Genomic DNA, 15,095 nt, shown 5'->3' on the forward strand with positions numbered 1-15,095 from the left:
AAATATGTCTCCTTGCTATCTAAGGAAAGGACCGGCAATCAATTGATCCTTGATGTGCCAGCCCGGTTTCACCTTACTTCGTGCCCCAACAGGCATCCAGACCGAACCTGGTATCTTTGCTGTCGATGTTTTTTTGTTTTTTATCGGTGATCAGCGTGACGCCGGTATCGACGTAGCCGCTGACCTTCTTGCCGGTCTTGGCATAGTCGACACCCGCTTCAACGCCGAGTGCTGCCATCTTCAGCGGATACTGCTGCGAGGTCGCGGCAATCATCCCGGCCTTCACATTGCGCACGCCTTCACAGCCGCCGTCGACCGATACGATCATCACATTTTTCTCTTTGCCTGCGGCCTTGAGCGCCTTGTAAGCACCAGCGGCGGCAGGTTCATTGATGGTGTAGACAAGATTGATGTCGGGATTCTTTTGCAGGCAGTTTTCCATGGCGGTCTGCCCCTTGGCCTGATCGCCATAGCTATCCTGCATGCAGACGATGCTGGCATCGCCTTGTTTGACGCCTAAGCCTTGCAGGAAACCATTATGGCGCTGGATGCCCACCGGGTGACCGGGAAACAGATCGAGCGTGGCGATCTTCACCGGTTTGCCGCCAAAGGCTGCTTTGGCATATTCGCCGATCAGGATGCCGGCCTTGGTATTGTCAGTGGCAAATAGCGCATCGACAGCCTGCTGCGGGTCAGTCGGGCTATCGAGCGTAATCACCATCACGCCTTGTGCACGGGCCTTTTTGATGGCCGGAACAATGGCTTTGGAGTCGCTCGGTGTGATGAGTATGGTTTTTGCACCGGCCGCGATCATGTTCTCGATCGCTGTGACCTGGCCGCCATTATCGCCGTCGGACTTGCCGGCGGCTGTCAGGAGTTTGGCGCCCTTGGCCTTGGCGGCTTGTTGTGCGCCTTCCTTCATTTTTACGAAGAACGGGTTGGTGTCCGTTTTGGTGATCAGTCCGATGACGGGCTGGTCTGCCGCGGCGGCCATTCCCGTAACCGTTGTCAAAATAGTTAACGCAATGCAAGTTCTCAGCTTCATTTGGTGTCTCCTCCAGTTATCAATTGTGAGATAGCGAACAACGGTACTTACAACAACACTTAAAAATACCGATCAGGTTGTATCGATAAACACTTTACCGCGATCCCGATTCGGAATATATTCTGATTGCATTAATAAATCAACTGTATTTATTAATTAATGAGCGACCGGTTTCTTGCCATATGGCTATGCCATAAGTCCGGAAAACCGGTTTACCTCATGAATAAGAAAGAGTCGGCATTGCACCAATGCGCGTGCCCGACGCAAGAATTTCGAGCTGTTCAAGACTCGAAAAACAGTGGTCAACGCCACATTTTTTACTTAGGAGACGAAATGAAAAAAACTGTTTTTAAAACCTTGCCGCTGGCAAAACCCCTCGCCGCTGCGGCAATACTCGCTTGCGCCTGCATCGGTCATGCCCAAGCCCAAACCAATGTGACCATCTATGGCCGCGTAGTGGATGGCATCAATTACCAAAGCAATCAGCCGACGGGCAGCGTCGATAACAACGGCAAAGCCATCGTCGGCGGCAAATGGGGCGTCGACGGCAACGTCTGGGGCACCAGCATGTTCGGCTTCAAGGGCACTGAAGATCTGGGCGGCGGGCTCAGCGCATTGTTCCTTCTGGAAAACGGCTTTGACGGCAGCACCGGCACCGTGAATGGCGGCTCCGGCCTGTGGACCCGCCGCTCTTTGGTCGGCCTGAGCGGCGGTTTCGGTACTTTGAAAATTGGTCGGGATTTGACCCTGCCCAGCGATGTGGTCTGGAATCTGGATTCAGGCGGACAGCAAGGAATGGGCACCGCCACGCTGGTCAAGGGGCGCAACTGGCCAACCTACAATAACGAAATCGACTACACGACGCCAAACCTGGGCGGCTTCACCGCACAAGGCGTGTATGGCATGGGTGAAGTGGCCGGCTCGACCAAAAAAGGCAGCACGGGCGGACTCTCCCTGGCTTTCGTACAACCGAGCTACGAATTGCGGGCAATGTACGACTTTGCGAATGATGCCAACGGGCAATACTCTTCCCTGTTTCAATATTCAAAAGAGTTGACTCTCGGCGGCACCGTTACCATCGACAAGCTGAAGCTGTTTGCCGGCTACGAAAATCTGTCGGCGCCAGCCGTGATCGCCAGCCAAGGCAATCCCGACAAGGCTAACCAGTTCTGGCTCGGCGCCAACTATCAACTCAGTCCGGCGCTGACACTGATCGGCGGCGCGTATCACGTCAAGCTGAATCAGAATAGCGGCACTGCCAACCTGTTCATGCTGGGCACCAATTACAGCCTGTCCAAGCGCACCCTGCTGTACGCGAGCATCGGTACCGTACGGAATAGCGCGCTCACCAGTTTTGCCGTTGAAACCGGGAATGGTGCGGCTGGCGTCAACCAGAACGCGTTCTATTCAGGCATCAGCCACACGTTCTAAGCGGTATCCGGGTAACGCAGGTTGTCGCGTCGGGCGTGCCAACCTGCAATATCTTGTCATTTTGCCCATTCGTAGCTGAGTGGGCATTTTTTTGGGGATAAATAAGCTTTAGCCGGCTACACCTACTTGCGCCCTGCTCCATATGACAAGTTTTGCCAGCAGCACCTGAACCGCCTCGCCGTTCTGGTTAAACGTCTGGCAGCGCACTTGTATCATGCCGCGATCAGGTCGTGATCGCGATGGCGTGACGGCAACCACTTCACTGGCAACGTGCAGCACATCGCCGGGGCGGGTAGGCTTGGGCCAGGTAATTTCCCCGCCGGCACCGATGATGCCACCAGCCAACGGCATGCCACTCTCCACGAGCAACCGCATCGTAATAGCCGCGGTATGCCAGCCACTGGCGGCGAGCCCGCCGAAAAAAGTGTTTTGCGCAGCAACCTCATCCAGATGAAACGGCTGCGGATCGAACTGCCGGGCAAAACGTTTGATGTCGTCGGCATTTACCTGCAATTCTGACGATGTAAACTGTTGGCCCACGACGATATCTTCCAGATAAAGAGGCAGCGCTTCAGCAGCAGTTTCCTGAACGCCGTCAGGACTCACATTTTTCATCGATATCTCCCTGGTCATTACGCCGCAATCGCACCTGACATTTAGCGATCAGTGTCGTCTTGATGATCGGCCCCCTCATTCGGCAACATGTGTCCGAGTTTGGCGGCCTTGGTATCCAGATAGCGCGTATTAAAAGGATTTCTATTCAGGATCAAAGGGATCCGCTCTATCACCGGCACGCCCATTTTTTTCAGTGCGGCCATCTTGCGCGGATTGTTGGTCATCAGGCGCAGCGCCTTGATGCCCAGATGGGCTAGCATGGGCTGGCACATGCCGTAGTGGCGCAAATCGTCGGCAAAGCCGAGTTGTTGATTGGCCTCGACGGTATCGGCACCGGAATCCTGAATCCGGTAAGCCCGTATCTTGTTGAGCAGGCCGATTCCGCGGCCCTCCTGGCGCAAATACAGCACGGCGCCGCGTCCTTCGGCCGCAATTTGCTGGAGCGCGCCTTCCAGTTGCGCGCCGCAATCGCAACGCTGGCTAAATAGCGCATCGCCGGTCAGGCATTCCGAATGGATGCGTGCCAATACCGGCGAACCATCGGTCACATCACCCAGTACCAGCGCCAAATGTTCTTTACCGGACGGATGATCGATAAAGGCATGGAGCTGGAATGTTGCCCAGGGAGTCGGCAGTTCGCAGGATGTCACGTACTCCAGCTTTTCGTGGATTTGGGCAGCTGCGGCGTTACTTGGTGTGATGTAGGTGCTCATGAGATAGATGCGTTACTTCAATATAAAAGGCACGCCATCGGGAAAATGGCGTGCCTTGCCAACAAATTAAATAATTCAGGCTGGAATTAATTCAGTCATCGTACTACGAGAATGAGAAATCGCGCTGGCTACCGCCTCTTCGCCCATTGCCATTCCTTCAGTATGAATGAAGTCGATATCGCTTAGGCCGATAAAGCCCAATACTGCACGCAGATAGGTCTCATGGAAATCCATGGCCTTGGCTGCACCGTGGCTGTAAACACCGCCGCGGGAAGTAAATACAACGACTTTTTTACCCTGAACCAGCCCGACCGGACCGGTTTCGGTGTACTTGAAAGTCAGACCGGCACGCGCAACGTGGTCGATCCAGGCCTTCAAAGTCGAGCTAATTGAGAAATTGTACATCGGCGCGCCGATCACGACGACATCGGCGCTCAGCAATTCTTCCACCAACTGATCCGACAATTTTACCGTTTCCGCCTGTTCAGGGGAACGCTGGGCTTCCGGCGTGAAAAATGCACCCATCATTTGTTCGGTCAAATGCGGTACAGGATTTGCCGCCAGATCGCGCTCGACAATGACGTCGCCAGGTTGCGCGAGTTTCCATTTCGCAAGGAATTCCGAGGTCAGCTGACGGGAAATCGAGCCGCTGTTACGGATGCTGCTGTTCAGGTGAAGAATCGTGGTCATGATGAAAGTGCTTTCTAAAAGTGGGGTAAATCCCTGGCGCCGACCTTGATTGCAGCGTCGGCGCCGGGCGGGGAAGATCCAAATATGCAGATAAGTGCTGGGTTATTTGTCGCTGCCGGCTGCTTCTCGGCTTAACTCCCGACTGAACTCGTGGCCGAACACCAGCAACATGCCACCCAGGATCGCCAGGTTTTTCAGAAACTGGGTCAGCTGGTTTTGATACGACGCAGCATCGGCGCTCCAGAAAGCATGGAATACCAAGGTCACCGGAATCAGAAACAAACCGACGACGAGCGCTGCGTACTTGGCCTTCCAGCCAGTAATCAGCATCAGGCCGCCGCCGATTTCAATCACGATGGTGATGGCCAGCAATGCGCTGGCCATCGGCACGCCGGTGCTTGCCATCCAGCCGGCGACGTAGCTGAAACCGATGATTTTGTAGATCCCGGAAATAAAAAACAAAGCGCCTAGAAAGGCCCGGGCGATTGGATAAGATAATTTGGAAAAGTTGTTCATGCTGATTCCTGATGGATTGATTAGTAGGGCAAATCAAATAGCAATACTTCCGCGTTGTCAGCATTGCCGAGGGTGACTAAAGGTTCATCGCGCAGTTTCAGCGCGTCGCCGGTCGATAACACCGTACCATTGACCGTAATCGTCCCGCGTATCACGTGCAGGTAACCGCTGCGGCCGGCAGTCCATGTGTGCGCAACCTGATCGTCACCGTTCAGAAGCGCGGCATAAATGCTGGCATCCTGATGGATCAATACCGAACCGTCGCGACCATCCGACGAGGCGATCAGCCGCAGCTGGCCTTGCTTGGACGCTGGCGTGAAGTGTTTCTCTTCATAGCCTGGCGGAATGCCTTTGACGTTCGGTTCGATCCAGATTTGCAGGAAATGCAGAGGCTCCGTCGGCGAGCTGTTGAATTCGCTATGACGCACGCCGGTGCCGGCACTCATGCGCTGTACATCGCCGTAGTGCAATACCGAGCCGGTACCCATGCTGTCCTTATGCTCCAGAGCGCCGTCGAGGACGTAGGAAATAATTTCCATGTCACGATGGCCATGCGTGCCGAAACCCTGACCAGGGGTAACCCGGTCTTCATTGATCACCAACAGCGGACCGAAGCCGGTGTGCTCCGGATCGTGATAGTGACCAAATGAAAAGGTGTGATTGGATTGCAGCCAGCCATGGTTGGCGACGCCGCGATCAGTACTTTTGCGAATTTGCAGCATGATGTTTTCCGTTTCCAGTCAGGTTATATACGATAATTTCGATAGGTAATGGATGCTGGCATAACGACTGATTGCCTGAAACTCATCCTTGAAACATAGTATGGACGCCAATAGGGCAAAAGAAAAACGGAAAATTTTCACATATACTATCGAAAATATCGAACATAAAAATACAGGCTGAAACAGGCCCGCTCAGGAACACGGCGGGGGCCAGCCACGGCTCCCGCTTTCCGCCAATTTCCCCGCCAACGCATCGACAAACATCACTTAGATGTCAGATGAATATCGGAACACCATCAAATCCACATCAAATCTGGCCCTAACCCGGCGCGCCTGTTAGACTTCGCTCCCCCTTTCTGCCGGCTAACATCATTGTGACTACCTCCTCCTTCTCCAATCTCCCCTTGTCGCCAGCGCTATTGAGTAATCTCGACAGCCTTGGCTATCACAAGATGACGACCATACAGGCGCAGAGCCTGCCGGTGATTCTGGAGCGGCGTGATTTGATCGCCCAGGCTAAAACCGGCAGCGGCAAAACCGCCGCTTTCGGCATCGGCATCCTGCATAAACTGAACCCGACCTACTTCGCGATTCAGGCGCTGGTGTTGTGCCCGACGCGTGAACTGGCCGACCAGGTGGCGAAAGAATTGCGCCGGCTGGCGCGTTTTGCGGATAACGTCAAAATCCTGACGCTATGCGGCGGTTCACCGATGGGGCCGCAGATTGGCTCACTGGAGCACGGCGCGCATATTATTGTCGGCACGCCGGGACGGATACGCGATCACATCGGCCGTGGCAGCATCAACCTGGGAACGGTGCAAACGCTGGTGCTGGACGAAGCCGACCGCATGGTCGACATGGGGTTTTACGAAGAAATCTCAGGCATCGTCAGCGCTTGCCCGACGCGCCGTCAGACGCTGCTGTTTTCGGCAACCTATCCGGACGACATACGTAAGGCCAGTGCCGAATTTTTACGCCAGCCGGTCGAAGTAAAAGTCGAGGCGCAGCACGATGCCGGCCAGATCGAACAACGTTTTTACGAAGTCAGCTACGACGGCCGGAATGCCGCCGTGGCACAACTGCTGAACCACTACAGACCGGTCTCGACCATCGCCTTCTGCAACACCAAAATCCATTGCCGCGAATTGGCGGCTGAATTGCGCGACCAGGGGTTTAGCGCACTCGCGTTATACGGTGAACTGGAACAACGCGAGCGGGATGAAATCCTGGTGCAATTCGCCAACCAGAGTTGCTCGGTGCTGGTCGCCACTGACGTCGCCGCACGCGGCCTGGATATCCAGACCCTGGGCGCGGTCATTAACGTCGATGTGTCGAAAGACACCGAAGTCCATATCCACCGCATCGGCCGTACCGGGCGCGGTCACGACAAGGGGCTGGCGCTGAGCCTGTGTGCGCCGAATGAAAAAAAATGGGTGAAGCTGATCGAGGACTACCAGAACGGACCGGTTAGCTGGTTCGATCTGGCCGAGCTGGAACCGGCTGAAGGCGGTCCGCTGCAAGCGCCTATGGTGACGCTATGCATCATGGGCGGCAAGAAAGACAAGCTGCGTCCGGGTGATCTGTTGGGCGCGCTGACCGGCGATGCGGAGCTGACCAAAGAGCAGGTCGGCAAAATCAGCGTATTCGAATTCATGACCTATGTCGCGCTGGAAAGACGCATGGCCAAGCACGCCTTTTCTCGCCTGAGCAATGGCAATATCAAAGGCCGCAGCTTCAAGATGCGCTTTATCTCCGAGCTGTAAACGCAAGAAAGCCGCTACGCCAACTAGACCTGCTTGCCCAGCTGCCGCGCCAGGAAGTCGGGGACTTTGGCGGCGCTCAGCTGATTCAGCGATACCAGCAAATCCGGGTGGATAGATGGCACGCGGTAGGTATGCGCCAGGCTACGGGCGACGTGTAACAGTAAGTTCGCCGATACTTCGGCATCCGCTTCCGCTCTATGCGCCGTGCCGTGAAATGGTATCCGCAATGCGGTGGCCAGCGATCCAAGCTTGTAGCTCGGCATGCCCGGGAACACACGACGCGATAATTTCAACGAGCAAATCAGTGCGCTATAGCGCGGCTGCACATCCAGACGCGCACTTTCCGCCAATAAAAACTTGGCGTCAAAACTGGCGTTGTGGGCGGCCAACGCGTCGCCGCCGATAAATCGCAGCAATTCCGGGACAACCTCAGCGACTGGCGGCGCGCTATCGACCATCGCTTGCGAAATACCGGTCAGATGGGTAATGAAAGAAGGTATCCGCACCCCGCAATTCACCAGCGAAACGAAGCGCTCGACGATTTCGCCTTCAACGATCCTGAGGGCTGCGACTTCCGTGATGCGATCACCCATTGCAGGACTCAGCCCGGTGGTCTCGAAATCCAGCATGACTATCGGTTTTTGAAATACGCCCATGGATCCTCGAAATGCATTTTTTTGATGGGCGCATATTACAGCATCACGGTGTAATCGCGACCTTCAACACGCCATCGCGCTGGTTGGCAAATAATTCATATGCCTGTTCGATCTGATCCAGTTTAAAGCGATGCGTGACCATTGCCTGCAAATCCGCCCGGCCCGACGCCACCACATTCAGCAGCCGGCGCATGCGTTCTTTCCCGCCGGGGCACAGGGTGGTGACGATCTTGTGATCGCCCAGACCAGCGGCAAAGGCATCCAGCGGCAAGGAAATCTTGCCGGAATACACGCCAAGGCTGGAGAGCGTGCCACCTGGCTTGAGAGCGCGCAGACAACTTTCAAACGTCTGTTGCGTACCCAACGCTTCGATTGCAACATCGACGCCGCGCCCGTTGGTCAGACGCATGATCTCGGTCAGCGGATCGGTCTTCGTATAGTCGATCGTGACATCGGCACCCAGCTTTTTCGCCACTTCAAGGCGCGCACTCACGCCGTCAACCGCGATGATCAGGCTTGCGCCTTTTAATTTTGCCCCCGCTGTTGCACACAAACCGATCGGCCCCTGTGCAAAAATCACGACCGTGTCACCGATCTTTATCTCCCCGCTTTCCGCCCCGCCGAAACCGGTACTCATGATGTCAGGGCACATCAACACCTGCTCATCCGTGAGTCCGTCCGGAATCGGTTCGAGATTCGACATCGCGTGCGGCACCAGCAGGTATTCCGCCTGAGAGCCGTCTATCGTGTTGCCGAAGCGCCAGCCGCCGGCCGCCTTGCCGCCGCATTGGGACTGATGACCGTCGAGACAAGGATGGCATTGTCCGCACGGGGTAATCGCACCGACGATCACCCGTTGTCCGACCGAATATCCACTCACGCCCGCGCCCAATTCTTCGATCACTCCCACCGGCTCATGACCGATAGTGCGCCCCGCCTCAACCGGATATTCCCCCTTGAGGATATGCACATCGGTGCCGCAGATCGTGGTGGTGGTTATTTTGATTACCGCCTCGCCGGGACCGGCAACCGGTACGGGCTTTTCCTCGAGCGCGATCTTGCCCGGACGGAGGAACACTGCTGCTTTCATGGTACGCATCGCAATTCTCCTGAAAACCTGCATGATGATGTCTGTGCGCACTGCCTCTGTTGCCGCGCCGACACGGGCGATGCCGATCCGCACGGGATTGCCAACTGCAGTATCGACACCTCATTGACGTGGCCGCCACGGCCTTAATGCGACATCAACACCGCTACGGCGGCCTCTTCCAGCACCACACGGGTGGCGCCGCCGAGCAACATCCCCCGCCAGCGCTGATGCGCAACGCAGCCCATCACGATCACGTCGGCAGACAGGTCGGCCGCGAGCGCCAGCAGCGTGTGCCCGGCATCGTCTGCGACCGTGCGCCGAACCAGTTCAACCGTGATGTGGTGGCGAGCCAGATAAGCGGCCATCTCGGCGCCCGACTCTTCACATTGCGGATCCGGACCAGAGGCAGGATTGACGATGGCGAGTTGAACCTGGTTCGCCTGTTTTAGCAATGGCATGGCACTCCTGACTGCGCGCGAAGCCGCCATGCTCCCATTCCATGCAATCAGCACCCGCCCGCCAATGCAGGAGACCGGCCCGGCAGAAGGGACAATCAAGACCGGGCATTCGGCGTTAAGTGTCACGTATTCCGGAAAATCGACCTTCGCAGTCAGGGATTGATCGTCGGTGTCGCTCTGGCCGAGAACGATCAGATCGACATACAGGCCCAGCATGCTGATGGCAGCCGCGGCCTCGTCATCGATCAGCCGCTTTTCATAAGAAGTCACGCCGATTGCGCGCACCAGCGTGTCAAATTTCTCGAGCGCGGCGTGCGCACGCTGCCGCAGCGTGTCCAGATAGTCGGCTTTATAGGACGCCAGATTGCTGCCGTCCCGGCCGGAAAGTAGCGGCCGGTGCAGTGATCGGGATAGCCCTGTGACAGCAACGCCGATGAGGTGGGCATTTTCATGTAACGCCATTTTTGCGGCGACTTCAATCCGCAAGTCAAGATGCGCCGACTTGTCGACATGCACCAGAATGATTTTGTAGGACATCTGAACGCTCCTGCTTTGGTCGAGCCTAATGATCGCGCTTGAATCGATGCATCACCAGCGGTCAGGCCGATGCCTTGTACACGATCACAGGAATGCGGGAATAAGCCAGGACCTTCTGTGTCTCGCTGCCCAACAGCAATTTACTCACGCCCTTTCTGCCATGCGACGCCATGAAAATCACATCGCAGTGGTGCTGCTCGGCGGTCTTGACGATTTCCTGAGCGCACCAGCCCTTTGGACAATAGACTTCGCACGCCACGTCGGCTTGCTTCGCCAGATCCGCGATTTTTTGCACATTTTCTTCCGCTTGCTGCTCGACCGCATCTGTCAGCAAACGCAGATCTTCAGCGCCGCCCATCGTCGAGACCGGGAAATAGGAATAGATTTCGGCAACCGACAAGCCGATGATCTTGCTGCCGTTGCTCTTGGCAAATTCGACTGCCGCCTGAACAGTCTTGTCCGACAGATCGGAGCCGTCGGTCGCCAACAATATGGTCTTGAACATGATGTCCTCAGGTGCGGGAAAAGAATCCGATGAGAAGATCCTATGCCTGTTCTCCTCAGGACTTTTTGACATGGATCAAATGGCACGCAATGCGTGGGCAGCGGCGTTGCGCTGCGTTTGTATGTATTCCGCATTTAGAGTACATTCGCCTTAGCCATCACTACAATGTTGAATAATCACAACAATTACCACTATGAGCCAGCCGCTTTCCTATACCGCGTCGCCAGCCTTGAATGTCGGTGCATTAAAGGCAAGTTGCGCCAATTGCAGCTTGCACCACTTATGCCTTCCCATGGGGCTGGACGATGCGGACATCAACCGGCTCGACCAGGTTGTCGGACGCCGCCGTCGCATCTTGCGAGACGAGGGCCTGTACCGAATGGATGACCCGTTCACAAATCTGTATGCCATCCGGTTTGGGCATTTCAAGACTTATCAGATCAATCCTAGCGGCGAGCAACAGGTCACCGGTTTCCAGATGGCTGGCGAATTGCTGGGCATGGATGCGATCAGCGGCGACCGGCACCAATGCGACGCGGTTGCGCTGGAGGATAGCGAGGTCTGTGAGATTCCGTTCTCGCGCCTGGAAGAGCTGTTCGGCCACATCCCGATGCTGCTGCGTCATTTTCACAGAATCATGAGCCAGGAAATCACGCGCGAGCAGAATGTGATGCTACTACTGGGAAATATGCGCGCGGAACAGCGCTTTGCGGCTTTTCTGGTGAATCTGTCATCGCGCTATGCGGCGCGCGGTTATTCGTCCACCAGTTTCCAGTTGCGGATGTCGCGCGAGGACATCGGCAATTATCTGGGACTGACCATCGAGAGCATTAGCCGGTTGCTGTCCCGGTTCAAGAAGCAGGGCTGGCTCAAAGTCGATAAGCGTGAGCTGCAACTGCTCGATCCGGCGATGTTAAGAGCGCTGGCGGCCGGCACGGAAAACTGCAGCCCGATGTAACGCTTCCACTTCAGAACGGCGGGCCGCGCTCGTCCGGCACGCTGAACAGGTAATGCGTCAGCATGCTCGCCAGCGAACAAAAACTCCAGAAGAAGAAAAAGCCGATCGTGTAGCCGGCTATCGGCGGCAGAGCATGTTGGCCGCCGAGACGTAACAAATCCGCCGGATCGAAGAGCGAAAAAAAACAGCCTTCTGCGACCATCGCCACCAGAAAAGACGGCCAAAGTATATTCATCACGTATCGCAACATGGTCTCCCCTCTTTCATTCGGCGGGCGGTAAATCGGCCTTGAGGGCGATCATCTGCTGCTGCGGCCAGTTCCAGGAGCCGCTCAAACGCCAGTCGCGCCGTTCCCCCTCAACCAAGATCTCCCAGCGGGCCCTTTCCAGCATCGGTAATCCGACGCTGAAATCGCCGTGCGGATTGGGTTGTGCTGCGAGCTGGAGGTCCTTTTCCGGCTGGGTCGGATGCGCCAGATGGAGCAGGATTTTCCTGGCAATGGGCGTACCGAAGCTCCGCAGCGTGCCGTTCAGCTTCCCGCTGGCAGCGTCGTAACGAGCATTCAACGACAATCCCATACCGGTCGCCACACGATCGCGCTGCAAATCCTGATTGATGGCCAGTCCCTGCTTGTAATAGTCGCCCACTACCAGCGCGTCCTGTCGCGAAAATGCCAGCCAGCCGGTATACGTGGCCGCCACGACGACCACGGCCGGGCCCAGCATCAGAAGCCATGGCCACGCCTGGGTGTACCAAGGCCGCGCAGTGTGTAGTCGATCGATTAACGGGGAAGCGGTATGCATGATTTTCTCCTTGGGACCTATTTCGGCACGAAAAATACGGCATTCTCTTGCACCTGCAGGCGCGCATCATCCAGCGCCTTCAGTTCGAACACGATTTTGTTTGAGCCGGGTTTGCCGTTGCTGTGATCGACCCGCACACGCACCGGCACCGCGCGCGAGCTGGCGCCCTCCAGTTCCACTTCATCCGGCGTGGCCAGCGCAATCGACTTGAGCCCCGAGACGGCAATCTTGTAACGGTGCGAGGTTTCCGCCGTGTTCATGATCTGCAGCCGGTACACGTTCTCGATCATGCCGTCTTCCACTTCCCGCCCCATTGCACCGCGGTCGCGAATGACATCGAGCTTGAGCGGGGTACGCATGATCAGCGTGCCAAAGAAGGCCGTTACGATCAGCAGCAGTATGCCGCTATAGATCATCACCCGCGGACGCAGCACGCGCTGCCGCATCTCTTGCAGCGACAGGTGCCCGCTGATCGCATGCTCGGTCGAATAGCGAATCAACCCTGGCGGTGCAGCGATCTTCGTCATGACCAGATTGCAGGCATCGACGCAAGCGGCGCAACCGATGCACTCATACTGCAAGCCTTGCCGGATATCGATGCCGGTGGGGCAAACCTGCACGCACATCGAGCAGTCGATGCAATCGCCCTGCGACCTGGCTGCGGCATCCTGTTTCTTCCCACGCGCGCCACGCGGCTCGCCGCGTTCCTGATCGTAGGTGATGATCAGCGTGTCCTTGTCGAACATCGAACTCTGGAAGCGCGCATACGGACACATGTATTTGCAGACCTGCTCGCGCATCCACCCCGCGTTGCCGTAGGTTGCCAACGCGTAGAACAGAATCCAGAACCATTCCCACGGCCCCAGCGCGACGTTGTGCGCCTCGCGCAACAAGGTTTGCAGCGGTGTGAAGTAGCCGACGAAGGTGCATCCGGTCCAGAGTGCAAGCGCTCCCCACAGCACATGCTTGGCGGTTTTCTTTGAGAGCCGTTCAACCGACCACGGCTGCTGGTCGAGCCGCATGCGTGCGCTGCGCGGCCCCTCGATCTTGCGCTCGATCCACATGAATACTTCTGTATACACCGTTTGCGGACAGGCGAATCCGCACCAGACCCGCCCAGCCAGGGCGGTCACCAGAAACAGGGCATACGCACAGATGATCAGCAGCACCGCAAGATAGATGAAATCCTGCGGCCACAAGACGACCCCGAAAATGTAAAACTTGCGCGCGCCCAGGTCGAACAGCACGGCCTGGCGGCCGTTCCAGTTCAGCCATGGCAAGCCATAGAACACCAGTTGCGTCAGCCACACGCATACCCAGCGCCAGATCGCATAGCGGCCCTTCGCCTCGCGCGGGTAAATCTGCGTGCGCGCGGCGTACATCTTGATGACAGACTCCTGAGGAGCGACGTTATGCATTGGAACTCACAATAAAGCCGGATGAGGGCGAATCATTTCTGGTCGAAATCCGATGTTTCATTCGATAGACTCCATACATAGGCTGCCAGCACATGGACTTTCGCCTCGCCCAGAAAGTCCTTGAATGCAGGCATCGTGTTATCGCGGCCTTTGCGGATGGTTTCCATGATGGTTTCCGCGCTACCGCCATATAACCATATCTTGTCGCTCAGATTCGGAGCGCCCATTGCCTGATTGCCGTGCCCATCCGCGCCGTGGCATCCGGCGCAGCTGCCGAATTTGGCTTTGCCAAATGCTGCCCTGATAGGATCGGAAGCCGGCGACTCCGACAAACTCAATACATAGTGCGCGACATTTTCGACATCCTTGTCCGAGCCGAGCGCCGCCGCCATGGACGGCATCTGGCCGTGGCGCCCGTACAGGATCGTGGTCTGGATCACGTTCGGGTCACCGCCATACAGCCAGTCCTTGTCAGTCAGGTTCGGGAAACCTTTGCCGCCGCGCGCATCCGAACCGTGGCATTGCGCGCAATAAGTCAGGAACAGACGCTCACCGATCGCATGCGCCTGCGGGTCGGCCGCCACTACCTTCAGATCCTGCTGCAAATACCTGGCGAACAGCGGGCCGTATTGGCTATCCGCCTTTTTCAACTCTTCCTGGTAGGCGCCGCTCGACTTCCAGCCCAGCTTGCCGGCGTAGGTGCCGAGCCCCGGGTACAGCACCAGATACCCTAGGGCGAACACGATGGTGATGTAAAACAGCCACATCCACCAGCGCGGCATCGGCGTGTTCAACTCGGTCAGATCGTCATCCCAGACATGGCCGGTCGTTTCGGTTTGAGCGCGTATTGCACCGGGAGCGCCTGATTCTGCCGGCAACCTGACCTTGTGGTGCGACTGCGACCACAGCAGTACGCCGCATCCGAAAATGCTGAGTAGCGTCAATACGGTGATATAGATGCTCCAGAAACCACTTGTGAAATCAGCCATGATGATCCTCCGTGCCCTGCGCTACGACAGCATCATCGTCATCGTCGAACGGTAACCGTGCGGCGGCATCGAAATCGCCGCTGCGCTTGATGCCATACGTCCACCAGAGAATGCCAAGAAATGTCGCCAGGCTGATCACCGTCATGACGATGCTGGCCTGGGTAAAGGTATTGTCGATTGCCATGA

The 15,095-nt window shown here is 56.6% G+C and carries 18 protein-coding genes; 3 read left to right on the plus strand and 15 right to left on the minus strand.

Going from position 1 to position 15,095, the window contains the following annotated elements:
• Positions 1 to 73: 73 nt before the first annotated feature.
• The gene (locus tag AC3CHX_RS11695) at positions 74 to 1,045 is read right to left on the minus strand and encodes a substrate-binding domain-containing protein (RefSeq protein WP_488644170.1); all 972 of its coding nucleotides are present in this window, start codon (positions 1,043 to 1,045) and stop codon (positions 74 to 76) included.
• 333 nt (positions 1,046 to 1,378) lie between these two features.
• Between AC3CHX_RS11695 and AC3CHX_RS11700 the strand changes: the two genes are divergently transcribed.
• Positions 1,379 to 2,476 carry a porin gene (locus AC3CHX_RS11700; RefSeq protein WP_488644171.1) on the plus strand — a complete coding sequence of 366 codons (1,098 nt, stop codon included), beginning with the start codon at positions 1,379 to 1,381 and terminating at the stop codon, positions 2,474 to 2,476.
• 108 nt (positions 2,477 to 2,584) lie between these two features.
• On the opposite strand, the gene AC3CHX_RS11705 is transcribed toward AC3CHX_RS11700, so the two are convergent.
• The 5 genes from AC3CHX_RS11705 to AC3CHX_RS11725 all read right to left on the minus strand — a co-directional run bounded on the left by AC3CHX_RS11705 (position 2,585) and on the right by AC3CHX_RS11725 (position 5,732).
• Positions 2,585 to 3,091: a MaoC family dehydratase gene (locus AC3CHX_RS11705; protein WP_488644172.1), complete on the minus strand. Its 507-nt coding sequence runs from the start codon at positions 3,089 to 3,091 to the stop codon at positions 2,585 to 2,587.
• Between the two features lie 41 nt (positions 3,092 to 3,132).
• The gene (gene ribA, locus AC3CHX_RS11710; protein ID WP_488644173.1) at positions 3,133 to 3,804 is read right to left on the minus strand and encodes a GTP cyclohydrolase II; all 672 of its coding nucleotides are present in this window, start codon (positions 3,802 to 3,804) and stop codon (positions 3,133 to 3,135) included.
• A 75-nt stretch (positions 3,805 to 3,879) separates the two neighbouring features.
• Positions 3,880 to 4,494, minus strand: a complete 615-nt coding sequence (locus AC3CHX_RS11715; protein WP_488644174.1) for an FMN-dependent NADH-azoreductase — start codon at positions 4,492 to 4,494, stop codon at positions 3,880 to 3,882.
• A gap of 102 nt (positions 4,495 to 4,596) precedes the next feature.
• Positions 4,597 to 5,010 (minus strand): DoxX family protein, encoded by a 414-nt coding sequence (locus AC3CHX_RS11720; protein WP_488644175.1) that lies wholly within the window; start codon positions 5,008 to 5,010, stop codon positions 4,597 to 4,599.
• A 20-nt stretch (positions 5,011 to 5,030) separates the two neighbouring features.
• Complete coding sequence (locus AC3CHX_RS11725) at positions 5,031 to 5,732, minus strand: pirin family protein (RefSeq protein ID WP_488644176.1); 702 nt, start codon at positions 5,730 to 5,732, stop codon at positions 5,031 to 5,033.
• A gap of 374 nt (positions 5,733 to 6,106) precedes the next feature.
• Between AC3CHX_RS11725 and dbpA the strand changes: the two genes are divergently transcribed.
• Entirely contained in the window at positions 6,107 to 7,495 is a 1,389-nt protein-coding gene (gene dbpA, locus AC3CHX_RS11730) for an ATP-dependent RNA helicase DbpA (protein WP_488644177.1), read from the plus strand.
• A gap of 23 nt (positions 7,496 to 7,518) precedes the next feature.
• Here the strand turns inward: dbpA and AC3CHX_RS11735 are convergent, their stop codons facing one another.
• From AC3CHX_RS11735 to AC3CHX_RS11750, 4 genes are all read right to left on the minus strand, one after another.
• The gene (locus AC3CHX_RS11735; protein WP_488644178.1) at positions 7,519 to 8,151 is read right to left on the minus strand and encodes a 3'-5' exonuclease; all 633 of its coding nucleotides are present in this window, start codon (positions 8,149 to 8,151) and stop codon (positions 7,519 to 7,521) included.
• 43 nt (positions 8,152 to 8,194) lie between these two features.
• A complete protein-coding gene (locus AC3CHX_RS11740; RefSeq protein WP_488644179.1) occupies positions 8,195 to 9,250 on the minus strand; it encodes an NAD(P)-dependent alcohol dehydrogenase in 1,056 nt (351 codons plus the stop codon).
• 134 nt (positions 9,251 to 9,384) lie between these two features.
• A complete protein-coding gene (locus AC3CHX_RS11745; protein ID WP_488644180.1) occupies positions 9,385 to 10,236 on the minus strand; it encodes a universal stress protein in 852 nt (283 codons plus the stop codon).
• 61 nt (positions 10,237 to 10,297) lie between these two features.
• Positions 10,298 to 10,741 (minus strand): universal stress protein, encoded by a 444-nt coding sequence (locus tag AC3CHX_RS11750; protein WP_488644181.1) that lies wholly within the window; start codon positions 10,739 to 10,741, stop codon positions 10,298 to 10,300.
• Between the two features lie 193 nt (positions 10,742 to 10,934).
• On the opposite strand from AC3CHX_RS11750, the gene fnr reads away from it, so the two are divergent.
• Positions 10,935 to 11,699, plus strand: a complete 765-nt coding sequence (gene fnr / locus AC3CHX_RS11755; protein WP_488644182.1) for a fumarate/nitrate reduction transcriptional regulator Fnr — start codon at positions 10,935 to 10,937, stop codon at positions 11,697 to 11,699.
• A gap of 10 nt (positions 11,700 to 11,709) precedes the next feature.
• Here the strand turns inward: fnr and AC3CHX_RS11760 are convergent, their stop codons facing one another.
• From AC3CHX_RS11760 to AC3CHX_RS11780, 5 genes are read right to left on the minus strand one after another with little or no spacing between them, the layout of a single operon-like run.
• A complete protein-coding gene (locus AC3CHX_RS11760) occupies positions 11,710 to 11,934 on the minus strand; it encodes a hypothetical protein (protein ID WP_488644183.1) in 225 nt (74 codons plus the stop codon).
• 28 nt (positions 11,935 to 11,962) lie between these two features.
• Positions 11,963 to 12,502, minus strand: a complete 540-nt coding sequence (locus tag AC3CHX_RS11765) for a FixH family protein (protein ID WP_488644184.1) — start codon at positions 12,500 to 12,502, stop codon at positions 11,963 to 11,965.
• 17 nt (positions 12,503 to 12,519) lie between these two features.
• Positions 12,520 to 13,920, minus strand: a complete 1,401-nt coding sequence (gene ccoG, locus AC3CHX_RS11770) for a cytochrome c oxidase accessory protein CcoG (RefSeq protein ID WP_488644185.1) — start codon at positions 13,918 to 13,920, stop codon at positions 12,520 to 12,522.
• A gap of 32 nt (positions 13,921 to 13,952) precedes the next feature.
• A complete protein-coding gene (ccoP, locus tag AC3CHX_RS11775) occupies positions 13,953 to 14,909 on the minus strand; it encodes a cytochrome-c oxidase, cbb3-type subunit III (protein ID WP_488644186.1) in 957 nt (318 codons plus the stop codon).
• Positions 14,902 to 15,093, minus strand: a complete 192-nt coding sequence (locus AC3CHX_RS11780; protein ID WP_488644187.1) for a cbb3-type cytochrome oxidase subunit 3 — start codon at positions 15,091 to 15,093, stop codon at positions 14,902 to 14,904. The genes ccoP and AC3CHX_RS11780 overlap by 8 nt, the downstream gene beginning before the upstream one ends.
• Positions 15,094 to 15,095 lie beyond the last annotated feature (2 nt).

The sequence above is a fragment of the Glaciimonas sp. OK215 genome (genome assembly GCF_057787885.1).